Source organism: Cupriavidus sp. L7L (assembly GCF_004353535.1).
GTDB lineage: Bacteria > Pseudomonadota > Gammaproteobacteria > Burkholderiales > Burkholderiaceae > Cupriavidus > Cupriavidus oxalaticus_A.
This window is the reverse complement of the sequence record NZ_SMNY01000052.1, coordinates 38,255-60,836: the sequence shown is the minus strand read 5'-3', so window position 1 is coordinate 60,836 and position 22,582 is coordinate 38,255. Positions and strand designations below refer to the sequence as shown.

Here is a 22,582-nt window from a genome sequence, read left to right as displayed (position 1 = left end):
TTCACTCCGTTGAGACCGGCCTGGTGGTGTTATCCAAAGCGGCTTGCATGGTATGCCAGGCCAGGGTCGCGCACTTCACGCGTGCCGGGAACTCGCGCACACCGGCCAGGACCTCCAGCTTGCCCATCGGCACACCGGCCTGCCCCGGCACGCCGGTCACCAGCGCGTGAAAGCCCGAGAACAGCGCCCGTGCCTCTGCCTCGGTCTTGCCCTTGAGCGCTTCTGTCATCAGCGAGGCCGAGGCGGTGGAGATGGCACAGCCCGAGCCCTCGAAGCTGGCGTCCTCGATCACCCCGTCGCGGATGCTCAGGTACAGCGTCAGCCGGTCGCCGCACAGCGGGTTAAAGCCCTCGGCACTGCGGTTCGCTACCGCCAGCCGCCCGAAATTGCGCGGCGAGCGGCTGTGGTCGACCACCACTTCCTGGTAGAGGTTGCGCAGGTCGGACATCAGGCGAATACCTCCTGCGCCGCGCGCACCGCAGCAAACAGCGCATCCACTTCTTCTCGCGTGTTGTACAGCGCGAAGGAAGCGCGCACCGTGGCAGGCACGCCGAAACGCTCCATCACAGGCATGGCGCAATGGTGGCCGGCACGGACCGCCACGCCGTGCTGATCGAGGATGCTGCCGACATCGTGGGCATGGATGCCGTCCAGGGTGAACGAGAGGATGCTCGCCTTGTTGGCAGCCGTGCCGATCATGCGCAGCCCGGAGACCTTCCCCGCCCGCGCGCTGGCGTACGCGAGCAGCGCATGCTCGTGAGCGGCGATGGCCTCCAGGCCGACCGCGCGCACATACCCGATGGCCGCGCCAAGGCCGATGACGCCGGCGATATTGGGGGTGCCGGCCTCGAACTTGTAGGGAATATCGTTGTAAGTGGTTTTATGGAACGTGACCTCGCGGATCATGTCCCCGCCGCCCTGGTAAGGCGGCATGGCATCGAGCAGCGCAGCCTTGCCATAGAGCACGCCGACGCCGGTGGGGCCGTAGAGCTTGTGCCCGGAGAAGGCGTAGAAATCGCAATCGAGGTCCTGTACGTCGACCTTGAGGTGCGGCACCGCCTGGGCGCCATCGATCAGCACCGGGATGTCCCGGGCATGCGCCAGCTCGATGATGTCTCGCACCGGGTTGACCGTGCCGAGCGCGTTGGAGAGGTGCGCCAACGCGACCAGCCTGGTGCGGGGGCCGAGCAATTGCGCGAACTGTTCCAGCATCAACTCGCCGGCATCGTTGATCGGCGCGACCTGCAGCAAGGCGCCGGTGCGCTGGCACGCCAGTTGCCACGGCACGATATTGGAGTGGTGCTCCATCGTGCTGATCAGGATCTCGTCGCCCGGGCGCAGGCGCTGGCCAAAGCTTGCCGCCACCAGGTTGATCGCCTCGGTGGTACCGCGCACGAACACGATTTCCTCGCGCCGGGCCGCGTTGATCAGGTCTCGCACGGCGTCGCGCGCGGCTTCGTAGGCATCGGTGGCGCGCTGGCTCAGGGTGTGCAGGCCGCGGTGGATGTTGGCGTTGAGCGCGCTGTAGTAACGCGCTTCGCAATGGATCACGCTTTGCGGCTTCTGGGTGGTGGCGGCGTTGTCCAGATAGACCAGCGGCTTGCCGTTGACGGTCTGGCGCAGGATGGGGAAATCCTGGCGCAGCCGCTCTACCTCCAGGCCGGCGGGCGGCACCGCGCGCCCCACGGCCATCAATTCATGCGCTGCCGTGTTCATGGCAACTCCTTCACAGGCTCCGGCAGCTTGCCGCGCAGGAGCGCTTCCAGCCGCGTGCGCAATGGGACAGAGCCGAGCCGCTTGACGACCTCTTCGGCAAAGGCAAAGGTCAGCAGGGCACGCGCCGCGGCATCGTCCATTCCGCGCGAGCGCAGGTAGTAGATCTGCTCGGCATCGAGCTGGCCGACGGTGGCGCCGTGGCCGCATTTGACGTCGTCGGCATAGATCTCCAGCTGCGGCTTGGTGTCGACCTCGGCCTGCTCGGACAGCAGCAGGTTGCGGTTGGACTGGTGGGCATCGCTGTGCTGGGCATCGGCATGCACCACCACCTTGCCGTTGAAGACGGCGCGCGAGGCGCCCGCCAGCACGCCCTTATACAACTCGCGACTCTTGCTGTGCGGGCTGGCGTGGTCGATGCGGGTGTGGTGGTCGATATGCTGCCGCCCGGCGGTCATATACAGCCCGTCCAGCGAACACTCGGTATGCTCGGCATTCAGCCCGATTTCGATGTCAACACGCGCGAGGGCGCTGCCGAGAGCAAACGAACTGGAGTCGAAGCGGCTTCCCTGCTGCTGGTCGAGGTGCACCCCGGCAATATGGAAGGCTTTGAGGCTCTCCTGCTGCAGCTTGTGATGTCCGACCTGCGCATCGCGCTCGGCAACGATGTCAGTGATGGTATTGGTGCAATAGCCCAGGCCATCCAGGCCCGCGTGGTGCTCCACAATGCAGACCCGGCTGCCGGCTTGCGCCACCACCACATTGCGCGCATGGGTTGCCAGTTCGCCGGCGGTGGCGAGGAACAGCAAGTGGATCGGCTGTTCGAGGACGGTGCCGGCCGCCACGCGGATATAGGCACCGTCGGTCATGAACGTCATGTTCAGGGCGGCGAAACCGGACGGGTAGTCGCCTGCGCCGCGCAGCAGTAGCGCTTCCAGGCAGTCCGGTGCGCGCTCCAGCATGGCGGCGAGGCTGGCGAGCTCCATCCCCTCAGACAGGGCAGCGATGCGCGACCATTGCGGCTGGTGCACACCATTGACGAACACCATCAGGTGCGCGCCGGCCAGGGCCAACGCCTCGATCTGCGCCGCCACTGCAGTGTCCAGGCCGTCTGCGGCCTGTGGCAGAGCCACGGCAAAACGGCTTCTCTCGAGTGCCGCCACGTTGGTGTATTTCCAGTCCTCCTGCCGCAGCGTGGGGAACCCCGTATGGGCGAAATGATCCAGCGCCTGCCGGCGCGCGTGCTCGAGCCAGCTCAGGCGACGGCCCGGCAGCGCGGCCTCGACGCGGTCGAACTCGGCGAGATAGTGCTCCAGTCCGCTTGCGCTCATGCTGAAGACTCCATCCCGGTGACGGCTTGCGCCTCCATCGCGGCATAGCCGGTGCGCTCCAGTTCGCGCGCCAGCTCGGGGCCGCCGGACCTGGCGATGCGGCCGTGCGCAAGCACGTGGACCTGGTCCGGCACGATGTAATCGAGCAGGCGCTGGTAGTGCGTGACCAGCACAATGGCGCGTTGCGGGCTGCGCATGGCCTCGATGCCCCTGGCGACGATCTTGAGCGCATCGATGTCGAGGCCGGAGTCGGTCTCGTCGAGAATGGCGAGCCGGGGCTCCAGCACCGCCATCTGCAGGATCTCGTTGCGCTTCTTCTCGCCGCCGGAGAAGCCCTCGTTCACCGAGCGGTAAAGCAGGTCCTGGTCCATCTCCATGAGCTGGAGCTTGTCCTTGACCAAGGCGAGAAAATCCATGGCGTCCAGCTCCTGCTCGCCGCGGTGCTTGCGGATCGCGTTGAGCCCCGCCTTGAGCAGGTAGATATTCGAGACGCCGGGGATTTCCACCGGATACTGGAAGGCGAGGAAGATGCCCGCGCGGGCGCGCTCTTCCGGTGGCATCCCAAGCAGGTTCGTGCCGTCGTAAAGGACTTCGCCCGCAGTCACGGTAAAGCGGTCGCGCCCGGCCAGTACATGGGCCAGGGTGCTCTTGCCCGAACCGTTGGGGCCCATGATGGCGTGCACCTCGCCGGCCTGCACGCTGAGGTCGATGCCGTGCAGGATGGGCTTGTCGTCTACGCTGACGTGCAGCTTGCGAATCTCAAGCATGGCTGGCTTCTTCCTCCGATGCGCCTGCAGCGCGCCTCGTGCGCGCCACCCTTACCCGATACTGCCTTCCAGGCTCACGCCCAGCAGCTTCTGGGCTTCCACCGCGAATTCCATCGGCAGCTCCTTGAATACTTCCTTGCAGAATCCATTCACGATCATCGACACCGCATCCTCGGCGCTGACACCGCGGCTCTGGCAATAGAACAGCTGGTCCTCGCCGATGCGCGAAGTCGATGCCTCGTGCTCAACCTGGCCGGTGGCGTTCTTCACCTCGATATAAGGGAAGGTGTGGGCAGCGCATTTGTCGCCAAGCAGCAGCGAATCGCACTGCGAGTAGTTGCGCGCGCCGACTGCGCTCCTGGCCATCCTCACCAGCCCGCGGTAGGCATTCTGGCCGTGACCGGCCGAAATGCCCTTGGAAAGGATGGTGCTCCTCGTATTCCTGCCAAGGTGGGTCATCTTGGTGCCGGTGTCCGCCTGCTGGTAGTGATTGGTCAGCGCGACCGAATAGAACTCGCCGACCGAATCGTCGCCCTGCAGGATCACGCTTGGATACTTCCACGTAATGGCGGAGCCGGTCTCCACCTGGGTCCAGGAAATCTTCGAGCGCGCGCCGCGGCAATCGCCGCGCTTGGTGACGAAGTTGTAGATGCCGCCCTTGCCTTCCTTGTCGCCCGGATACCAGTTCTGCACGGTCGAGTATTTGATCTGTGCATCTTCCAGCGCGATCAGCTCCACCACCGCGGCATGCAGCTGGTTCTCGTCGCGCATCGGCGCGGTGCACCCCTCCAGATAGCTGACGTAAGCGCCCTGGTCGGCGATGATCAGGGTGCGCTCGAACTGGCCGGTGTTGCTGGCATTGATGCGGAAGTAGGTCGACAGCTCCATCGGGCAGCGTACCCCGGGCGGGATATAACAGAACGAGCCGTCGCTGAACACGGCGGAGTTGAGCGAGGCGAAGAAGTTGTCGGTATAGGGCACGACCGAGCCGAGATACTGCTGCACCAGCGCCGGATGCTCCCGCACCGCCTCGGAAAACGAGCAGAAGATGATGCCGAGCTCGCCCAGTTTCTGCTTGAAGGTGGTGGCCACCGAGACGCTGTCGAATACCGCGTCCACCGCCACGCCTGCCAGCAGTTCACGCTCGTGCAGGGGCACGCCCAGCTTTTCGTAGGTACGCAACAACTCCGGATCGACTTCGTCCAGCGTCTTCGGTCCCGCTTTCTGGGAGCGCGGCGCGGCATAGTATGCGATCGCCTGGTAGTCGATGGGCGGGTGCTTGACCGTCGCCCAGTGCGGCTCGGACATCGTCAGCCAGTGGCGGAAGGCCTTGAGACGCCACTCCCGCATGAATTCCGGCTCGCCCTTGATGGCCGAGATCATGCGGATCACGTCCTCATTCAGCCCGCACGGCACCGTGTCCGTCTCCACGGGCGTGTAGAAGCCATGCTTATAGCCTTGGCTGATCAGTTCATCGAGCTTGCGTGCCGGGGTTGCCATGTTCTGCTTCGCTTGCCACTGTTATCGACGTCACGAAATGCCAGCTTGCGGCCCGTGTGCGCGTCGGGCGTGCAAGGCGCCAATATCTACCGCGTGCAATACCGGTTGTGCCATATCTGCCAGTGTCACGCCGTCAAGCACCATAAAGATCACTCTATTGATCGATTGCCAGTTGGCGCGGATGGCGCACAGCCCTTCCTGCGCACACAGGCCGGCAGCGACGCTGCACTCGGTCACGCCGGCCGGGCCTTCCATGGCGTCGATCACCTGTGCGATCGAAATCTGTTCCGGCGGTCGTGCCAGCAGATAGCCGCCATTGGCGCCGCGCAATGACTGCAGCAAGTGGTGCCTTGCCAGCGTCTTCAGGATCTTGCTTGCCGTCGGTACAGACACGCCGATTGCGGCGGCGAGTTCGGCGGCACTGTAAATCCGGCCCGGGTTTCGCGCCAGGTGCGTCATGATCACCGTGCCGTAGTCGGTCAGCTTGCTGAGTCTGAGCATCGTCGCCACCAGTATTTGTCAATTAGAACCAAATCAGTCCTCAATTGTTCCAGCATCCCTGTTTCGCGCCAGGCCAGGATCTGGGAATCCGCTATCACCAGGTCACCGTCGACGGTGTATAGATGAGTAGCCGCAGCTATGGGGGCATGCGAGCCCCGAGAGCGGCGAGGAGACTCAGACATGGTCAACCAACCTGTTACCGTCATCACTGGCGCGAGCCGCGGCTTGGGCCGCGCGGCCGCGTGCCGGCTGGCCACCGTGGAAGGCCATCTGGTCGTCGCCACGGCGCGCAGGCCGACGGACCTCGAGTTGCTGGAGACAGAGCTCCGGCTTGCGGGTCATCCGATCGCTTGCCATCCCCTTGACGTTACGGAAGACAGTTCGGCGGCTGCGCTGGCCAGCTGGCTGACCGAACGCTTCGGTCGCGTGGACGCGCTGATCAACAACGCTGGTGTATCGCTCGACCACTACGACACCAGCCTGCTCGAAATGCCGCTCGAGACGCTGCGCCGTACCTTGGATATCAATCTTTTCGGCGTGCTCCGGATCACACAGGCGTTAGCGCCGCTGCTGCGCGCCAGCCGCGCCGGCCGGGTGGTCAACCTGGCTTCGGGCATGGGACAGCTGGCGGAAATGGGGAGCGGCGTGCCAGCCTACCGAATCTCGAAAACGGCGCTGAACGCCGTCACACGCATCCTGGCCGCCGAAATGACCGACAGCGGCGTCAAGGTCAACTCAGTGTGCCCCGGCTGGTGTCGCACCGACCTGGGCGGCCCCGATGCGCCGCGCTCGCCCGAGCAGGGCATCGACTCCGTGGTGTGGCTGGCAACGCTGCCCGACGATGGCCCCACCGGTGGCTTCTTCCGCGATCGCCAGTCGATTCCATGGTAGCCAGATTCGGATTGACCTGATTGTCGCCCGTCCTATAATTCAAGTGCTGACTGAGACACGCTTTGACAAAGCGAAGGTAGGTCAGCGAAACGATCGTGTTTCCTATATGAAGCGTGATCGTGCAGGCCTCACAAGCCTGCAGGTCCGAACCGGATCATGAGTTGCTGACCCGGTTCGGACGCAGACGCCCACGGTTGGAAGCACCGAGCACCTGTAGCAGGTGCTTTTTTGTATGGTTCATCGAGGTATGCCGGGGAGCCTCGCGCTTGCCGCGCGCCTTGTTCTGCGTCACAGCTGTCCCCCCTGGCCTGCCTGCCTGAAGATCATGACGAGAAACCGGCTCGCCACAGAAACCTCGCCTTACCTCCGGCAACACGCGGAGAATCCGGTCGACTGGTATCCCTGGTGCGAAGAGGCGTTTCGCCGCGCGCGCGACGAGGACAAGCCGGTACTGCTTTCCGTCGGCTACGCCACATGCCATTGGTGCCATGTCATGGCGCACGAATCGTTCGAGAATCCCCGGATCGCCGGCCTGATGAACGAGCGTTTCATCAGCATCAAGGTTGACCGGCAGGAACGCCCCGACCTCGACGACGTTTACCAGAAAGTTCCCCAGATGATGGGACAGGGGGGCGGCTGGCCGCTCACGGTGTTCCTGACGCCGCAAGGAGAGCCGTTCTTTGGTGGCACCTACTTTCCGCCGGATGACCGCTACGGGCGCCCCGGCTTGGAACGTGTGCTGCTGAGCCTGAGCGAAGCCTGGACGCATCGGCGCGAGGAACTGCGCGACACCATCGCGCGGTTTCAGCAGGGGTTCCGGCAGCTAGAAGACGCGGACCTCAGCCGTGAAGCCGCGGAAGTCGAGGATCTGCCCGCGCAGACAGCCCTCGCCCTCGCGCGAAATACGGATCCGATCCACGGCGGGTTAGGCAGAGCGCCCAAGTTTCCCAACGCAAGCGCCTACGACCTCGTGCTGCGCATCTATCAACGAACTGGTGAACCCGCGCTGCTTGAAGCGCTGGAGCGCACGCTCGACGGCATGGCGGCCGGCGGCATCCATGACCAGCTCGGTGGTGGGTTCGCCCGCTACAGTGTCGATGAACGCTGGGCCGTGCCCCACTTCGAAAAAATGCTTTACGACAACGGCCTGCTCGTCAAACTGTACGCGGACGCCTATCGCCTGACCGGCAAGCAAGCCTGGCGCCGCGTATTCGAGGGGACTATCGCGTACATTCTGCGGGACATGACGCACCCCGATGGCGGCTTTTACGCTGGCGAAGATGCCGACAGCGAAGGCGAGGAAGGCCGCTTTTATGCCTGGACGCCGGCCGAGGTGAAGGCTGTCCTGGGCGAATCCGAGGGGGCCCTGGCATGTCGCGCCTATGGCGTGACCGACGGCGGGAACTTTGCACCCGGCAGATCGGTGCTCCACCGTGCGGTCACGCTGCCCGCCCTGGAGGAGGCGCGACTCGAAGGCTGGCGCAATCGGCTGTTGGCAGCACGCGCCCAGCGTGTGCGCCCCGGCCGTGACGAGAACATTCTCGCCGGCTGGAACGGTCTCATGATCCAGGGGCTCTGCGCGGCTTACCAGGCGACGGGCAACCCCGCACACCTCTGCGCCGCAAGGCGTGCCGCCAGCTTTATCGAGGATAAGCTCGCCATGCCGGACGGCGGCGTGTACCGGTACTGGAAGGACGGCACAGTCAAGGTACCAGGGTTCCTGGAGGACTATGCCTTCCTGGCCAACGCTCTGATCGACCTCTACGAATCCTGCTTCGACAGGCGATACCTTGATCGCGCAGCCGAACTGGTGGCACTGATACTCGATAAGTTCTGGGAAGACGGGCTTTATTTCACGTCCCACGATGCCGAGACATTGGTGCACAGGCCTCGCGCGCCGTACGACAGCGCCTGGCCGTCGGGCATTTCAGCCAGCGTGTTCTCCTTCCTGCGCTTGCATGAACTCACCGGCGGGGATCGCTATCGCGACTTCGCCGAGCAAGAGTTCCAGCGATATGGGGCTGCCGCCACCGCGGCCCCGGCCGGCTTCGTGCACCTCCTGGCCGCCAGGGACTTCGCGCAGCGCGGCGCGCTCGGGATCATATTTGCCGGCGATAAGGCGGCTGCCGCCCCATTGGTAAAAAGCGTTCACCGTGCCTACCTTCCGGCACGCGTCCTGGCATTCGCCGAAGATGTTCCGGTCGGCCAGGGGCGGCACCCGGTCGACGGCCGGCCGGCAGCCTACGTGTGCCGACATCGCACCTGTACCGCACCGGTAACCAGTGGCCAGGCGCTCCTTGAACGCTGCATGGCGTGACTGTCACGATGCGACTCGGCCTTTGCCGCGATTCCTGGGGGGTCCGCAAACCAAATTGGGATTGCTCATGACGCCGCTTCGAGCGCGAGCGCCGGTTTCCTGCAGGCGGCCCTCCAGCAACCAGCCCTCGATGCGCTCGGTCTCGAGCGCGTAGCGCAGCGTGCAGCGGCGGATAGTGCGCAGGCACGCGACCCAGGTTGCGCGCCTCCGACATATATACACAAAAAGTGTCAATAACTAACCAATAATATATTGGACGTGATCTAGCTGCAGCCATATTCTCCAGCAGACCCCAACAACGGGCGCGGAAATGACCATGGCAAGCAATCTCATTCTTGAAACCATCGGACTGAGGAAGGAGTTCAAGGGATTCGTCGCCGTAAACGACGTCACCCTCAAGGTCAGGCGTGGGCACATCCACGCACTGATCGGTCCGAACGGTGCAGGCAAGACCACCTGCTTCAACCTCCTTACCAAGTTCCTGGATCCCACGCGCGGCACCATCCGGTTCAACGGTGCCGAGATCACCGGCGAGAAGCCGGCGCAGGTCGCGCGCCGGGGCGTGGTGCGCTCCTTCCAGATCTCGGCGGTGTTTCCGCACCTGACCGTGCTTGACAACGTGCGTATCCCGCTGCAGCGCAGGCTCGGGATTTCCTTCCAGTTCTGGCGCTCGCCGAAAGTCCTCGCATCGCTCGATGACAGGGCCATGGCATTGCTCGCCGACGTCGGCCTGGAGGACTTCGCCGACATGACGACCGCCGAGATGCCGTACGGCCGCAAGCGGGCGCTGGAAATCGCCACCACGCTGGCCCTCGACCCCGAGCTGATGCTGCTCGACGAGCCTACGCAGGGCATGGGCCACGAAGACGTTGACCGCGTCATGCAGCTCATCAAGAAGGTCTCGGCCAATCGCAGCATCCTGATGGTGGAGCACAACATGAAAGTGGTGTCCGGCATCTGCGACGCCATCACGGTGCTGGCGCGCGGCAGCGTGCTGGCCGAGGGCACATACGCAGAAGTCTCCGCCAACCCGCAGGTCATCGAGGCCTATATGGGCAGCGCTGATGCCGCGCTCGCGGCGCCGGGAGGGCATTGATCATGGCGACGGAATACCTGCGGGTCACCGACCTCCATGCCTTCTACGGCGAATCGCACATCCTGCACGGCATCGACTTGCTGGTGAACGAGGGAGAGTGCGTGACCCTGCTCGGCCGCAACGGGGCAGGCCGTACCACCACCCTGCGCGCCATCATGGGCCTGACGGGGCGTCGCGCCGGCTCGGTCATGATCGACGGCCGCGAGGCAATCGGCATGCCGGCCCATCGCATCGCGCGTCTCGGCGTCGGCTTCTGCCCGGAGGAGCGGGCGATTTACTCCAGCCTCTCGTGCGAGGAGAACCTCCTGCTGCCGCCGCAGGTGGGCGGCGGCGGGATGAGCCTCGACGAGATCTACGCGATGTTCCCCAATCTCCACGAGCGGCGGCATAGCCAGGGCACGCGGCTCTCGGGCGGCGAGCAACAGATGCTGGCGATGGCGCGCATCCTGCGCACCGGAGCGCGGTTGCTGCTGCTGGACGAGATCTCCGAGGGACTGGCGCCGGTGATCGTGCAGAAGCTCGCCGAGGTCATCCGCGACCTCAAGGCAAAGGGCTACACGATCGTGCTGGTGGAGCAGAACTTCCGGTTCGCCGCGCCGCTGGCCGACCGCATGTACGTGGTGGAGCACGGCCAAATCGCCGCGGAGATCCATCAGCACGAGATTCACGAGAAGCAGCACCTGCTCCAGGAACTCCTGGGTGTCTGAGACCGCTGCGGAGGAGACAACATGACAACGATTCTGGGAGTCCCGCTACAGGGGCTGTTGGGGCAACTCGTGCTCGGGCTGGTAAACGGCTCGTTTTACGCGATTCTCAGCCTCGGGCTTGCCGTGATCTTCGGCATGCTCAACATCATCAACTTTGCCCACGGCGCGATGTTCATGGTGGGCGCATTTGTCGCCTGGGCGGGCCTGGAGTATCTCGGCGTCAGCTACTGGTGGTCGCTGCTGGCGGCGCCGGTGCTGGTAGGGCTGGCGGGTATCGCCATCGAGCGCGGCCTGCTGCGGTGGCTGTACAAGCTCGACCACCTGTACGGGCTGCTGCTGACCTTCGGGCTGGCGCTCATTATCGAAGGCCTGTTCCGCTTCCAGTTCGGCGTCTCGGGGCAGCCGTATTCGATTCCCGACGAGGTGGCCGGCGCCTTCAACCTCGGCTTCATGATTCTGCCGAAATACCGCGCGTGGGTCATCGGCGGCTCGCTCACAGTGTGCCTGCTGACCTGGTTCACGATCGAGAAGACCCGCCTCGGCGCCTACCTGCGCGCCGCCACCGAGAACCCAGGCATTACCCAAGCCTTCGGCATCAATGTGCCGGTGATGGTGATGATGACCTATGCCTTCGGCGTGGGCCTGGCCGGGCTGGCCGGCGTGCTGGCAGCACCGACGGGGCAACTAAGTCCGCTGATGGGGTCGAACCTGATCATCGTCGTGTTCGCGGTGGTGGTGATCGGCGGCATGGGTTCCATCCTTGGCGCGATCGTCGCCGGACTGGGACTGGGCGTGGTCGAAGGACTGACCAAGGTGTTTTATCCAGAGGCGTCGGCCACGGTGGTTTTCGTGATCATGGTCATCGTACTGATGGTTCGGCCGGCAGGCCTGTTTGGCAAGGAAAAGTGAGGTCAAGTATGAAAATGAGGAATCTTGGCTACGGAGTCCTGCTGCTGGGCGCGCTGGCGGCACCGGCGGTGCTCTATCCGGTGATGCTGATGAAGGTTCTGTGCTTCGCCTTGTTCGCCTGCGCCTTCAACCTGCTGCTCGGCTATACCGGCCTGCTCTCGTTCGGCCATGCGGCGTTCCTGGGCACCGCGGCCTATATATCGGGCTATGGCATGAAGACCTGGGGGCTCACCCCGGAACTCGGCCTTCTGCTCGGCACGGCCGTCTCGGCTGCCGCGGGCTTTGTCGTCGGGGCGCTCGCTATTCGCCGACAGGGCATCTACTTCGCGATGATCACGCTTGCTTTGGCACAGATGTTGTACTTCCTGTTCCTGCAGGCGCCGTTCACAGGCGGCGAGGATGGCATGCAGGCCATTCCGCGAGGCAGGCTGTTCGGCCTGCTCGACCTGGCGTCGGACCTGCGCATGTACTACTTCGTTCTGGCGATCTTCCTGTTCACCTTCTGGCTGATCCATCGCATCATCCATTCGCCTTTCGGCCAGATTCTGAAGGCGATCCGCGAGAACGAGGCGCGCACCACTTCGCTGGGCTACGACGTCGCGCGCTACAAGCTGCTGGCCTTCGTCCTCTCGGCGGGCCTGGCCGGCCTTGCCGGGGCCACCAAGACCCTTGTCTTTCAGTTCGCCACACTGACCGACGCGCACTGGCACACCTCCGGCGAAGTCGTACTGATGACGCTGTTGGGCGGCCTTGGCACTGCCTTCGGCCCGGTGGTGGGCGCGGGCATCGTGGTCGCCATCCAGAACGCCTTGGCGGACAAGGTCGGTTCCATGATCACCGTGATCATGGGGAGCATCTTCGTCGTGTGCGTGCTTGCGTTCCGCCGCGGCATCGTCGGCGAGTTGAACGCGTTGTGCCAGAACATCGTGGGCAACCGCCGCGTCCGGCCCGCACCGCGCCACGCTGCCGTGCCGGCACCAAGTCATGACGAAACGCCCGCCGGAGCGGGCGTGCATGCCCGGCGCGTGGAAGGAAAGGCATGAAATCAAGCGCTGAACGGAACACCCCATATATATCCCCACAGTAGAGGAGACACAGGATGAACAATCGCATCAAGCTGCTTTCGCTCGCCGCGCTGCTGGCGGCCTCGACGGCGCAGGCCGAGATCACGGGCGGCGTGGTCCGGATCGGCGTGCTCAACGATCAGACCGGAGTTTATGCCGGGCTGGCCGGTCCCGGTTCGGTCTGGGCCGCGAAGAAGGCAGTCCAGGACTTTGCGCCCGAGAAGCATGGTCTGAAGGTGGAGATCGTGGCCGCCGACCACCAGAATAAGCCGGACGTCGGGGCAAGCATCGCCCGCCGCTGGTTCGACGTGGACAAGGTGGACGCTATCGTCGACGTGCCGACCTCGTCGGTCGTCCTGGCGGTCAACCAGGTGGCCAAGGAGAAGAACAAGGTGATGATTGTCACCGGCGGCGGCACCTCCGACCTCACCGGCAAGGCCTGCACGCCCAACGCGATCCACTGGGCCTACGACACGTGGGCACTGGCGAATGGGACTGGTAAGGCGGTTGTCAAGTCGGGGGGCAAGAGTTGGTTCTTCGTGACTGCCGACTACGCCTTCGGCCACTCGCTCGAACGCGACACCGAGGCCGTTGTCGTCAAGAACGGTGGCAAGGTCCTCGGCAAGGTCCGGCATCCTTTCCCGGGCAACGATTTCTCCTCCTACCTGCTTCAGGCTCAGGCCTCGAAGGCGCAGGTAGTGGGCCTGGCCAACGCCGGGGGCGACACCATCGGCGCGGTCAAGCAGGCCGCCGAGTTCGGCGTGACCGCCGGCGGTCAGAAGCTGGCAGGCCTGCTCGTCTTCAGCAGCGACGTCCAGGCGCTTGGCCTCAAGGCTGCACAGGGCCTGTTGCTGAGCGAGACCTGGTATTGGGATATGACCGACGAGAACCGCAGGTTTGGCAAGGAATTCGCCGCCGCCAACAACGGCAAGTTCCCGACCATGGCGCAGGCGGGTACGTACTCGGCTGTGATCCACTACCTGAAGGCAGTAACGGCGATGAAGGCGGATGGCGACGGCGGCGCCGTGGTAGCGAAGATGAAGGCGATGCCCACCGACGACAAGCTGTTCGGCAAGGGCAGCATTCGCGAAGACGGCCGGAAGATCCACCCGCTCTATCTGTTCGAGGTGAAGAAGCCGTCGGAATCGAAGTATGCGGGCGACTTCTACAAGCTCATCGCCTCCATTCCCGCCAACGAGGCGTTCCGGCCGATGGAAGAAGGTAGCTGCCCGCTGGTTGGGAAGAAGACGTCATGAAGATCACCTGTCGCGAGACGACGCCCGAGGCGAGCGCCAGCTTCCGGGAGGCCATCGACCTCGGCATCGAAGGGCTGGGCTACGCCCTCACCGAGCGCAATGGCCGAGACCGCCCTGTTATCAGAACTTCCTCTCACGCCTGTTGCGGGCCGCCCTGGCCGACGGCAACTCGCTGGCGTTCGACCGCCACGTACGGCTGCCGCCTATTGCCGGCAGCCCGGCGCGACTGAACGTCCGCGCCATTCTCCGGGCCTCGCCAACGTTACAGCGGGCGAGGCCCGGGGAGCATGCTTTTCGCCGTCTCGATGAAAGCCGTCATCAGCGGCGTTGGGGTGCGCTGGCTATAGCCGAGCATGATCTCGACTGTTGGTTGCCGGCCTTTGATCGGCTTGTAGACGACGTGGTCGAACTTCATCTGCCGGACCGATGCCGGCACGAAGCCAATGCCCGCACCGGAGCTGACCAACCCGACCAGCGTGTAGACCTGCCCCACTTCAGACACGACCTTCGGCACGAAACCCGCCGACGCGCACATGCGCATGTTCATGGCGTGGAAGTCCGGCGCCGCCTCGGGCATGTACATGATGAAGGGCTCCTGCGCGCAATCCTTCAGCGAGATTGACTCCGCGTTCGCGAATGGGTGCCTTGCCGGCACAGCCAGCACGAACGGCTCTTCGAGGATGGTTTCCCACGTCACGTCCTCGAGGTCGGGCACGGGCCGCATGAAGGAGATATCCGCGTCACCCCGCCGCAGCGCTTCTGCCTGTTCAACGACCGGAAACCAGCGCAGCAGGATTTCCACGGAGGGAAAACGCTCCCGGTAGGCGCGCAGGATGGGCGGCAGCAGCGTATAGGACGTGTGCTCGAAGAAGCCGACCGTCAGCCGGCCAGTCTCACCGCGATGCGCGCGCTGCGTCTGGATGACCGCACTCTCGGTAGCGCGCAGGATCTGCCGCGCCTGCTCCAGGAAAATGCGACCCGCCTCGGTCAGCTCCACGTGCCGACGCGAGCGGTTCAGCAGTGTCACATCCATCTCCTCCTCGAGTTGGCGGATCTGCAGGCTCAGCGGCGGCTGGGCGATGTGCAGGCGCTCGGCCGCCCGCGTGAAGTTGAGTTCCTCGGCGACGGCGATGAAGTACCGGAGGTGGCGAAGATCCATCGCTATATCCTGTAAGTATAAAAGAGCGATTAATTATATATTGGACGCTAGTTTGCGCAATCCCTACGATTCCATGCATACCCCGCTCCGCGCTCCACGCCGAGGTCCGCAAGGCTGGCAGCGAAGACCGGACAAGCCAATGTATGCATGGAGACAAAACTATGGATTCCAGACTGATCGATGATGCGCTCGATCGCATCCTGCAACGCATCGATGCGACGATCGCGCAGGACGAGGCGGGCTTTCCGCACTATGGCAATCCGGCCGACGGCACCTGGACACGCTCCCCGGCCGGCGACTGGACCGGCGGCTTCTGGGTCGGGATGCTGTGGCTGGCTGCCTTGCGCACTGGCGATCAGAAGTACCGCGACAGCGCCCGCATGTGGTCCGCACGGCTGGCGCCGCGGGTGGCGTCGAAGTCGGTGTTCAAAGGATTCCTCTTCTGGTACGGCGCGCAACTCGGCGGCTCGCTGCTGGCCGATCCGCAGGCCGCGCGGCTCGCCCTCGACGGCACGCGTGGCCTGGCGGAAATGTACAGCGAAGCGGCCCGCCTGATCCCGCTCGGCACCGAGGCCGAGGAGGCCTCCAGCGTGGGGACGAGCGAGGTCAACATCGATGCGATTCCGGGCACCGTGGCGCTGCTGCTGCGGCACGACGCCGCTCTCGGTACGGGCGAGATCGGCCGCCAGCACCTGCGCCAGCACATTGCCCTGTGCGTGCGGGAGGATGGCTCGGTTTGCCAGTCCGCCACATTCAACGCTGCCGATGGCTCGCTCGTGAAGCGCTACACGCACAAGGGCATCCATGACAGCAGCACGTGGGCCCGCGCCCAGGCGTGGGGCATGCTTGGCCTCGCACAGGCGCTGTCGTGCGGCGAGCAGGCGTTCAAATCCGACGCGATCCGCGTGGCAGATTGGTGGGTCGCGCACCTGCCCGCCGACCGCGTGGCCTTCTGGGATTTCGACGATCCCGCCATCCCGCACACTAACCGCGACACCTCGGCCACCGCCATCGCCGCCGCCAGCCTGCTCAAACTGGCCGCGCTTGTCCCGGAGCGCGCGGCGGTCTACCGCCAGGCTGCCGTCAACAGCATCGAGCAAGTCGTGACCCGCTTCCTGACCCCAATCGGTCCAGGCGATGAACGGCAGCCTGGCATCCTCACCGGCGGCTGCTTCAACAAGCGCAATAACGTCGCCTTAGACAACGAACTGGTTTGGGGCGACTACTTTCTCCTCGAATCCCTGCTCATCCTCGCGAGCAGGATCGACGCCACCCAGGTCTGAACCCCAATCCACTTCCGGAGAACCCACATGTCCGACATCAAGATCCCGCACGAAGGCAACGTATCCACCCTTATTGGCACGCACACCAGCTACACCCGCACCCTCGGCGAGTACGACATCTATGCCTTCGCCGGCATCAGCGGTGACAACCACCCCAACCACATGGACGACGAATACTGCAAGCGCATGGGCTTCGGCGGCCGCATCGCGCAGGGCGCCATGATGGTCGGTTTCATCGCCGGCGCCGTGACCAAGTATCTCGACATGATCCAGCGCCCGGCGGTCTCCTACGGCTACGACAACGTGCGCTTCACCAAGCCCGTTCGCATCGGAGACACCCTTACCGTGAACTACCGCATTGCCCGCGCCGACGACGAGAAGAAGCGCCTGTGGGCTGAGGCAACGCTAATCAACCAGCGGGGCGAGACGGTCTGCGTCGGTACCCACATCATCCATTTCCAGGCCTGAGCCCGGGCTGCGAGCGGCGAGAAAGGTGAGAGATCGCATGAGCAAGATCTGTACTGCGGCGCAGGCCGTTTCAGATATCCGGCCCGGCCAGAGCGTGGGCAGCGTGGGCGTGATCGGCTGGCTGACGCCGGACGCGTTGTTCCAGGCGCTGGCGCAACGCTTCCATGAGACTGGGTCGCCTCGTGACCTGACCTTCTTTTTCCCGGTCAGTGTCGGCGACGGCATGGGCATCCGCGGCATGGATCACGTGGCCGTCGAAGGGCTGATGAAGCGGATCGTGTCGGGCAACTTTACCAATGCGGTGAATCCGGCCACCGGCAAGCGCCCGGAGTTCATGCGCCTGATCCGCGAGAATCGGGTCGAAGCCTACTGCTGGCCGATCGGCGCCACCATGCACTGGCTGCGCGAAGTCGCCCGGCGCAGCCCAGGCTACCTGACCCACATCGGCCTCGGCTCCTACATCGACCCGCGCCAGCAGGGCGGCAAGTACACGGCGCGCGCCACCGACGACCTGGTGCGGATGCAGGAGCTGGACGGCAAGGAATACCTGTTCTATCCGAGCTGGCCGCTCGACGTGGGGTTCCTGCGTGCCACCAGTGCCGACGAGGACGGCAACCTGAGCTTCGAGGACGAGCCGATCACGTCGTGCGCGCTGGCCATGGCGCTGGCGGTGAAGGCGTCAGGCGGCACCGTGATCGCACAGGTGCGCAAGCTGGTGCCGCGCCACGCCCGGCCGGCGCATGCGGTGCGGATTCCCGGCGTGCTGGTGGATCGCGTCGTGGTGGAAGCCGACGCCATGATGGCCACCGACATCCGGTACGACGATGCCTATCTCGGCGGCCAGCTTTTCGACGGCCGCGCCTCGGACCGCCTGCCGCCCGGCGCCGACAAGGTGATCGCTCGGCGGGCAGCCCGGGAAATCAGACCCGGCGAGGTCAGCATCTTCGGCTTCGGTGCTTCGTCCGACGTGCCCACGGTGATGATGGAAGACGGCCTGTTCGCCGACGGCGGCCTGCGTCGCTACAGCTTTACCACCGAGCACGGCCCCTTCGGCGGCGTCGTGATGAGCGGCTGGCAATTCTCCGCCAACAAGTATCCGGAGGCCTTGATCGACGGCCCTTCGCAGTTCGACTTCATCGACGGCGGCAACTGCCCGATGGCGGCGCTGGCCTTTGCCCAGTTCGACCGGGCCGGGAACATCAACGTCAGCCGCTTCGGCGCGGCCAATCCGGGGCCGGGCGGCTTCATAGACATCGCCTACAACGCGCGCAAGCTGCTGTTCACCGGCACCTTCACCACCGGCGGCCTCGCCGCCGACACCACCGACGGCTTCCTGTCGGTCGGGCGTGAGGGGAGCGTGCGCAAGTTCGTCGAGCGCGTGGATGAGATCACCTATCCACTGGGGCGCAACGTGACCGAGCGCGGCCAGGAGGCCAAGGTCATCACCGAGCGCGCAGTTTTCTCAGTGGCGGCAGACGGACTGGTGCTGGAGGAGGTTGCGCCCGGTGTAGACGTCAGGTCCCAGGTACTAGACCTGATGGCCTTCCCTCCGGTGCGCGTGGCGGAGCCGCTTCCGCGCATGGACCCGACACTATTCCGCGCCTGACGCATCGACCTATCTACGAGGAAAACATGGCTGTCATCAACTACCTGACTACCGTCCACATCGACTTCGGCGCCATCCGGATGCTGGGGGCCGAGCTGCAGCGCCTGGGCATCCAGCGACCGCTGATCGTCACCGATCGCGGCATCCGCGCCGCCGGTATCGCCGACAAGGTGCTCGACGCCCTGGGCCCGGATTGCACTCCCACCTTCTTCGAGGACACCCCTCCCAACCCGACGGAAGCCGCCGTGTCCGCCGCGACCGGCCTTTACCTGGGCAACGGCTGCGACGGCATCGTGGCCGTGGGCGGCGGATCGCCCATGGACCTGGGCAAGGCCACTGCGCTGCTGGCGACCCACCCGGCACCGCTGCAGACCTACGCGGCGGTGGAGGGCGGCGCGAGCCGGATCACCAGCCGGGTCGCCCCGCTGGTGGCCATCCCGACAACTGCGGGTACCGGCAGCGAAGTGGGCCGGGGCGCGGTCATCGTCATGGAGTCCGGCCGCAAGCTCGGCCTCCTTAGTCCGTTCCTGCTGCCGAAGCTCGCCATCTGCGACCCGGAACTGACGCTGGGCCTGCCGCCGGCCCTGACCGCCGCGACCGGCATGGACGCCATCGCCCACTGCATCGAGACCTTCCTGTCGCCGGCCATCAACCCGCCCGCCGAAGCGATCGCCCTGGACGGTCTGCGCCGCGGCATAGCCAATATTGGCAAGGCCACCGCGGACGGCTGCGACCGCGACGCGCGCTGGAACATGATGATGGCCGCCATGGAAGGCGCGCTGGCCTTCCAGAAGGGGCTGGGTGCGGTGCATGCCCTGTCGCACCCGCTGGGCGCGGTGCCCGGCGTCTCGTTGCACCACGGCACGCTGAATGCCGTGCTGCTGCCGGCCGTGCTGCGCTTCAACAAGCCGGCGATCCAAGCCAAGCAGGCCGCACTGGTACAGGCCATGGGCCTGCCCGCCGGCGGGGACCCGGCTCAGGCCATCAGCGAACTCAACGCCCGTCTCGGCTTGCCGCCTGGTCTCGGCGCCATGGGCGTGCCGCGTGACGTGTTGGAGGACATCGCGGTCGCCGCCACGAAGGACCACTGCCACGCCACCAATCCCCGCACTGCCACGGTCGACGACTACTTGGCGATGCTGCAGGAATCGTATTGAGGAGAAAGACGATGTCATACATCGCAGAACACCACGAGATGATCCGCGAGGCGGTGCGCCGCTTCGCCGAGGAAGAGATCGCACCGGTCGCCCACCGGTTGTGGGAAGAGGAGAGTTTTCCCTACGAGATCTGGCGCCGGGCCGGCGAACTGGGCTATATCGGGCTGCCGTACCCCGAAGCCTGGGGAGGCAGCGGCGGCGACTGGCTTGGCTTTGCCATTGCGCTGGAAGAGATCGCCCGCGTCGATTGCGCCGTGGCGGTAGCCATCATGGCCAATTCGACGGCGGCCAGCCTGCTCAACAACTACGGCACCGATGACCAGAAGGCGCGCTTCCTGCGGCCGATCCTGGCGGGCACGCAGGTCGGCTGCATTGGCCTGACAGAGCCGAACGCCGGCTCCGATGCCGCCAATATCCAGACCCGCGCAGTGCTGAAGGATGGCTGCTGGGTTATCAATGGCGCCAAGACCTTCATCAGCAACTCGGGTTCCGAGATCACCGGCCCGATCGTCATCGCGGCGGTGACGGGAATCCGGCCCGACGGGCGCAAGGAGATATCGAACTTCATCGTGCCGAACGGTACGCCCGGCTTCAGCCATGGCAAGAAGCTGCACAAGATCGGCTGGCGCGGATCGACCACATTCGAACTGTTCTTCGAGGACTGCGCCATTCCTGCCACCCACCTGCTCGGCGAGGTCGGAGCCGGCCTCCGGCAGACCTTGTCACAGGTGAGCACCGGCCGCATCCTGATCGGAACGCTGGGCCTGGGCATCCTGCAGGGCTCGCTGGAACGCTCTGTCCGCTACATGAGCGAGCGCACAGCGTTCGGCAAGACGCTCGACCAGTTCCAGTCGCTGCAGTTCAAGCTGGCCGACATGGCGACCCACGCACACGCTGCCCGCCTGATGCTCTACGACGCTGCGGTGGCCAAGGACGAGGGCCGGCCCTACGATCGGCAGGCCTCGATGGCAAAGCTCTTCGCAACCGAGAAGGCCATGGAGGCGGCCCACCAGGCCGTGCAGATCCACGGCGGCAACGGGATCATGACGGAGTACGCGGTATCCCGCGCGTTCGGGGATGCCAAGGTGCTCGAGATCGTTGAGGGGACCTCCGAGATCCAGCGGATGATCATCTCCCGCGACGTAATGCGCTGACACACGGCTGCAGCCAGTGAGGCAATCCATGGAACACGTCGAACACAACGCGGGCGGGCTGGAGCGCAGCCCGGTCAACTTCGTGCCCCTGACGCCGATCTCCTTCCTGCGAAGGACGGCGGAGGTCTACCCTGAGCGTACAGCCATCGTCTACGGCGAGCGCCGCACGAGCTGGCGGGCAATGCTGGACCGCAGCCGCCGCCTCGCGTCGGCGCTGGTGGCCGCCGGCGTCAGGACTGGCGATACGGTAGCCGTGATGGCCGCCAACACGCCCGAGATGCTGGAGATGCATTTCGGCGTGCCCATGAGTGGCGCCATGCTGAACACGTTAAACGTGCGCTTGGACGCGGCCGCCATCGCCTTCATGCTCAGGCACGCGGATGCAAAGGTGCTGGTCACCGACACGGAGTACGCTGACGTAGTCGAAGCCGCACTGACGCTGCTCGACGACAAGCCGCTGGTGATTGACATCATCGATCCCGCCGTCGAAGGGGGCCGCAGGCTGGCGGAGATCGAATACGAGGGCTTGCTGGCCGGGGGCGATCCGCACTGGGAGGGCGGCGAGCCTGCCGACGAATGGCAGGCCATCGCCCTCAACTATACCTCCGGCACCACAGGCAACCCAAAGGGCGTGGTCTACCACCATCGCGGCGCCTATCTGGCTGCGCTGTCGAACATGCTCGACTGGGGCATGCCCCGGCACGCCGTTTTCCTGTGGACGCTGCCGCTGTTCCACTGCAATGGCTGGTGCTTCGCCTGGACGCTGGCTGCCAACGCCGGTACCAGCGTCTGCCTGCGGCGGGTGGAGGCTGCCGCCGTGCTCGATGCGATTCGCGCGTGCCAGGTCACGCATTACTGCGGGGCGCCGATCGTGCATGCGATGCTTGCCCACGCACCCGAAGCATGGAAGGCGGGCATCGACCATCCGGTCCACGGACTCATCGGCGGCGCCCCCCCGCCGATCCCGGTGATCGAAGGCCTGATGCGCATGGGGATCAGGATCACCCAGATCTACGGGCTGACTGAGGTCTACGGCCCCGCTGCGGTTTGCGTGGAGCAGCCCGAATGGGAGGAACTCGGCATCGGTGCGCTGGCGGAACGAAAAGGACGGCAAGGCGTCCGCTACACGGCACAGGAAGGCATGGCCGTGCTGCATCCCGAAACCCTTGTGCCGGTGCCGTGGGACGGGAAGACCATCGGCGAAGTCATGTTCCGCGGCAACATGACGATGAAGGGCTACCTGAAGAACCCCGAGGCCACGGCGGAAGCTTTTGCCGGCGGCTGGTTCCACTCGGGTGACCTCGCAGTCGTCTGCCCGGATGGCTATGTACAGATCCGGGACCGTTCCAAGGACGTCATCATTTCGGGCGGAGAGAATATCAACTCACTGGAGGTTGAAGAGGTGCTCTACCGCCACCCTGCGGTGCGCGTGGCAGCCGTCGTCGCCCAGCCCGACGAGCGTTGGGGGGAGACGCCATGCGCCTTTGTCGAAGTCGTCGATGGCGCCAGGGTTGGCGAGCGCGAACTGATCGAACATTGCCGCGCCCATTTGGCACACTTCAAGGCGCCGAAGAAAGTAGTCATCGGCCACCTTCCCAGGACGTCGACCGGCAAGATCCAGAAGTTCCTCCTCAGGCAACGAGCAAGCTCCGGCGCTCCCTGGCCCGGCCACGTACCGGCGTGACGTCCCCCGTGAATGTGTT

General features: G+C 64.9%; 21 protein-coding genes. 14 read left to right on the top strand and 7 right to left on the bottom strand.

The features are described from left to right. Position 1: 1 nt before the first annotated feature. Genes sufU through E1J61_RS33095 form a run of 6 tightly spaced genes read right to left on the bottom strand, consistent with a single transcriptional unit; the run spans position 2 to position 5,812 of the window. The gene (sufU, locus tag E1J61_RS33120) at positions 2-448 is read right to left on the bottom strand and encodes a Fe-S cluster assembly sulfur transfer protein SufU (protein WP_133098058.1); all 447 of its coding nucleotides are present in this window, start codon (positions 446-448) and stop codon (positions 2-4) included. After that, entirely contained in the window at positions 448-1,716 is a 1,269-nt protein-coding gene (locus tag E1J61_RS33115) for a cysteine desulfurase (RefSeq protein WP_133098057.1), read from the bottom strand. The genes sufU and E1J61_RS33115 overlap by 1 nt, the downstream gene beginning before the upstream one ends. Beyond that, a complete protein-coding gene (gene sufD / locus E1J61_RS33110; RefSeq protein WP_133098056.1) occupies positions 1,713-3,044 on the bottom strand; it encodes a Fe-S cluster assembly protein SufD in 1,332 nt (443 codons plus the stop codon). Before sufD ends, E1J61_RS33115 begins: the two co-directional genes overlap by 4 nt. Further along, positions 3,041-3,811, bottom strand: coding sequence for a Fe-S cluster assembly ATPase SufC (gene sufC / locus E1J61_RS33105; RefSeq protein ID WP_133098055.1), 771 nt, complete (start codon positions 3,809-3,811; stop codon positions 3,041-3,043). Before sufC ends, sufD begins: the two co-directional genes overlap by 4 nt. Positions 3,812-3,862: 51 nt before the next feature. Further along, complete coding sequence (sufB, locus tag E1J61_RS33100; protein WP_133098054.1) at positions 3,863-5,311, bottom strand: Fe-S cluster assembly protein SufB; 1,449 nt, start codon at positions 5,309-5,311, stop codon at positions 3,863-3,865. A 30-nt stretch (positions 5,312-5,341) separates the two neighbouring features. Further along, positions 5,342-5,812 (bottom strand): SUF system Fe-S cluster assembly regulator, encoded by a 471-nt coding sequence (locus tag E1J61_RS33095; RefSeq protein ID WP_133098108.1) that lies wholly within the window; start codon positions 5,810-5,812, stop codon positions 5,342-5,344. 180 nt (positions 5,813-5,992) lie between these two features. On the opposite strand from E1J61_RS33095, the gene E1J61_RS33090 reads away from it, so the two are divergent. From E1J61_RS33090 to E1J61_RS33050, 8 genes are all read left to right on the top strand, one after another. Beyond that, a complete protein-coding gene (locus E1J61_RS33090) occupies positions 5,993-6,703 on the top strand; it encodes an SDR family oxidoreductase (RefSeq protein WP_133098053.1) in 711 nt (236 codons plus the stop codon). Positions 6,704-7,028: 325 nt separating this feature from the next. Further along, the gene (locus E1J61_RS33085) at positions 7,029-9,020 is read left to right on the top strand and encodes a thioredoxin domain-containing protein (RefSeq protein ID WP_133098052.1); all 1,992 of its coding nucleotides are present in this window, start codon (positions 7,029-7,031) and stop codon (positions 9,018-9,020) included. Positions 9,021-9,336: 316 nt separating this feature from the next. After that, entirely contained in the window at positions 9,337-10,116 is a 780-nt protein-coding gene (locus tag E1J61_RS33075; protein ID WP_133098050.1) for an ABC transporter ATP-binding protein, read from the top strand. 2 nt (positions 10,117-10,118) lie between these two features. Beyond that, positions 10,119-10,823, top strand: coding sequence for an ABC transporter ATP-binding protein (locus tag E1J61_RS33070; protein WP_133098049.1), 705 nt, complete (start codon positions 10,119-10,121; stop codon positions 10,821-10,823). 21 nt (positions 10,824-10,844) lie between these two features. Next, a complete protein-coding gene (locus E1J61_RS33065) occupies positions 10,845-11,732 on the top strand; it encodes a branched-chain amino acid ABC transporter permease (RefSeq protein ID WP_133098048.1) in 888 nt (295 codons plus the stop codon). Positions 11,733-11,746: 14 nt separating this feature from the next. Beyond that, the gene (locus E1J61_RS33060; RefSeq protein WP_133098107.1) at positions 11,747-12,775 is read left to right on the top strand and encodes a branched-chain amino acid ABC transporter permease; all 1,029 of its coding nucleotides are present in this window, start codon (positions 11,747-11,749) and stop codon (positions 12,773-12,775) included. 56 nt (positions 12,776-12,831) lie between these two features. After that, complete coding sequence (locus E1J61_RS33055) at positions 12,832-14,052, top strand: ABC transporter substrate-binding protein (RefSeq protein ID WP_133098047.1); 1,221 nt, start codon at positions 12,832-12,834, stop codon at positions 14,050-14,052. Continuing rightward, positions 14,049-14,282 (top strand): hypothetical protein, encoded by a 234-nt coding sequence (locus E1J61_RS33050; RefSeq protein ID WP_133098046.1) that lies wholly within the window; start codon positions 14,049-14,051, stop codon positions 14,280-14,282. Before E1J61_RS33055 ends, E1J61_RS33050 begins: the two co-directional genes overlap by 4 nt. A gap of 32 nt (positions 14,283-14,314) precedes the next feature. Here the strand turns inward: E1J61_RS33050 and E1J61_RS33045 are convergent, their stop codons facing one another. Next, positions 14,315-15,211: a LysR family transcriptional regulator gene (locus E1J61_RS33045; RefSeq protein WP_133098045.1), complete on the bottom strand. Its 897-nt coding sequence runs from the start codon at positions 15,209-15,211 to the stop codon at positions 14,315-14,317. Positions 15,212-15,372: 161 nt separating this feature from the next. Between E1J61_RS33045 and E1J61_RS33040 the strand changes: the two genes are divergently transcribed. Genes E1J61_RS33040 through E1J61_RS33015 form a run of 6 tightly spaced genes read left to right on the top strand, consistent with a single transcriptional unit; the run spans position 15,373 to position 22,563 of the window. Beyond that, positions 15,373-16,494: a glycoside hydrolase family 88 protein gene (locus tag E1J61_RS33040; RefSeq protein WP_133098044.1), complete on the top strand. Its 1,122-nt coding sequence runs from the start codon at positions 15,373-15,375 to the stop codon at positions 16,492-16,494. A 27-nt stretch (positions 16,495-16,521) separates the two neighbouring features. Beyond that, a complete protein-coding gene (locus E1J61_RS33035) occupies positions 16,522-16,962 on the top strand; it encodes a MaoC/PaaZ C-terminal domain-containing protein (RefSeq protein ID WP_133098043.1) in 441 nt (146 codons plus the stop codon). Between the two features lie 37 nt (positions 16,963-16,999). Further along, on the top strand, positions 17,000-18,568 hold the full coding sequence (locus E1J61_RS33030; RefSeq protein ID WP_133098042.1) for an acyl CoA:acetate/3-ketoacid CoA transferase: 1,569 nt from the start codon (positions 17,000-17,002) through the stop codon (positions 18,566-18,568). 26 nt (positions 18,569-18,594) lie between these two features. Next, complete coding sequence (locus E1J61_RS33025; RefSeq protein ID WP_133098041.1) at positions 18,595-19,725, top strand: iron-containing alcohol dehydrogenase; 1,131 nt, start codon at positions 18,595-18,597, stop codon at positions 19,723-19,725. 11 nt (positions 19,726-19,736) lie between these two features. Further along, positions 19,737-20,879 carry an acyl-CoA dehydrogenase family protein gene (locus E1J61_RS33020; protein WP_133098040.1) on the top strand — a complete coding sequence of 381 codons (1,143 nt, stop codon included), beginning with the start codon at positions 19,737-19,739 and terminating at the stop codon, positions 20,877-20,879. 28 nt (positions 20,880-20,907) lie between these two features. Next, complete coding sequence (locus E1J61_RS33015) at positions 20,908-22,563, top strand: acyl-CoA synthetase (RefSeq protein ID WP_133098039.1); 1,656 nt, start codon at positions 20,908-20,910, stop codon at positions 22,561-22,563. Positions 22,564-22,582 lie beyond the last annotated feature (19 nt).

Coding starts and splice junctions, on each gene's coding strand:
- sufU (WP_133098058.1), bottom strand. CDS start 448: ATGTCCGACCTGCGCAACCTCTACCAGGAAGTGGTGGTCGACCACAGC.
- E1J61_RS33115 (WP_133098057.1), bottom strand. CDS start 1,716: ATGAACACGGCAGCGCATGAATTGATGGCCGTGGGGCGCGCGGTGCCG.
- sufD (WP_133098056.1), bottom strand. CDS start 3,044: ATGAGCGCAAGCGGACTGGAGCACTATCTCGCCGAGTTCGACCGCGTC.
- sufC (WP_133098055.1), bottom strand. CDS start 3,811: ATGCTTGAGATTCGCAAGCTGCACGTCAGCGTAGACGACAAGCCCATC.
- sufB (WP_133098054.1), bottom strand. CDS start 5,311: ATGGCAACCCCGGCACGCAAGCTCGATGAACTGATCAGCCAAGGCTAT.
- E1J61_RS33095 (WP_133098108.1), bottom strand. CDS start 5,812: ATGCTCAGACTCAGCAAGCTGACCGACTACGGCACGGTGATCATGACG.
- E1J61_RS33090 (WP_133098053.1), top strand. CDS start 5,993: ATGGTCAACCAACCTGTTACCGTCATCACTGGCGCGAGCCGCGGCTTG.
- E1J61_RS33085 (WP_133098052.1), top strand. CDS start 7,029: ATGACGAGAAACCGGCTCGCCACAGAAACCTCGCCTTACCTCCGGCAA.
- E1J61_RS33075 (WP_133098050.1), top strand. CDS start 9,337: ATGGCAAGCAATCTCATTCTTGAAACCATCGGACTGAGGAAGGAGTTC.
- E1J61_RS33070 (WP_133098049.1), top strand. CDS start 10,119: ATGGCGACGGAATACCTGCGGGTCACCGACCTCCATGCCTTCTACGGC.
- E1J61_RS33065 (WP_133098048.1), top strand. CDS start 10,845: ATGACAACGATTCTGGGAGTCCCGCTACAGGGGCTGTTGGGGCAACTC.
- E1J61_RS33060 (WP_133098107.1), top strand. CDS start 11,747: ATGAGGAATCTTGGCTACGGAGTCCTGCTGCTGGGCGCGCTGGCGGCA.
- E1J61_RS33055 (WP_133098047.1), top strand. CDS start 12,832: ATGAACAATCGCATCAAGCTGCTTTCGCTCGCCGCGCTGCTGGCGGCC.
- E1J61_RS33050 (WP_133098046.1), top strand. CDS start 14,049: ATGAAGATCACCTGTCGCGAGACGACGCCCGAGGCGAGCGCCAGCTTC.
- E1J61_RS33045 (WP_133098045.1), bottom strand. CDS start 15,211: ATGGATCTTCGCCACCTCCGGTACTTCATCGCCGTCGCCGAGGAACTC.
- E1J61_RS33040 (WP_133098044.1), top strand. CDS start 15,373: ATGGATTCCAGACTGATCGATGATGCGCTCGATCGCATCCTGCAACGC.
- E1J61_RS33035 (WP_133098043.1), top strand. CDS start 16,522: ATGTCCGACATCAAGATCCCGCACGAAGGCAACGTATCCACCCTTATT.
- E1J61_RS33030 (WP_133098042.1), top strand. CDS start 17,000: ATGAGCAAGATCTGTACTGCGGCGCAGGCCGTTTCAGATATCCGGCCC.
- E1J61_RS33025 (WP_133098041.1), top strand. CDS start 18,595: ATGGCTGTCATCAACTACCTGACTACCGTCCACATCGACTTCGGCGCC.
- E1J61_RS33020 (WP_133098040.1), top strand. CDS start 19,737: ATGTCATACATCGCAGAACACCACGAGATGATCCGCGAGGCGGTGCGC.
- E1J61_RS33015 (WP_133098039.1), top strand. CDS start 20,908: ATGGAACACGTCGAACACAACGCGGGCGGGCTGGAGCGCAGCCCGGTC.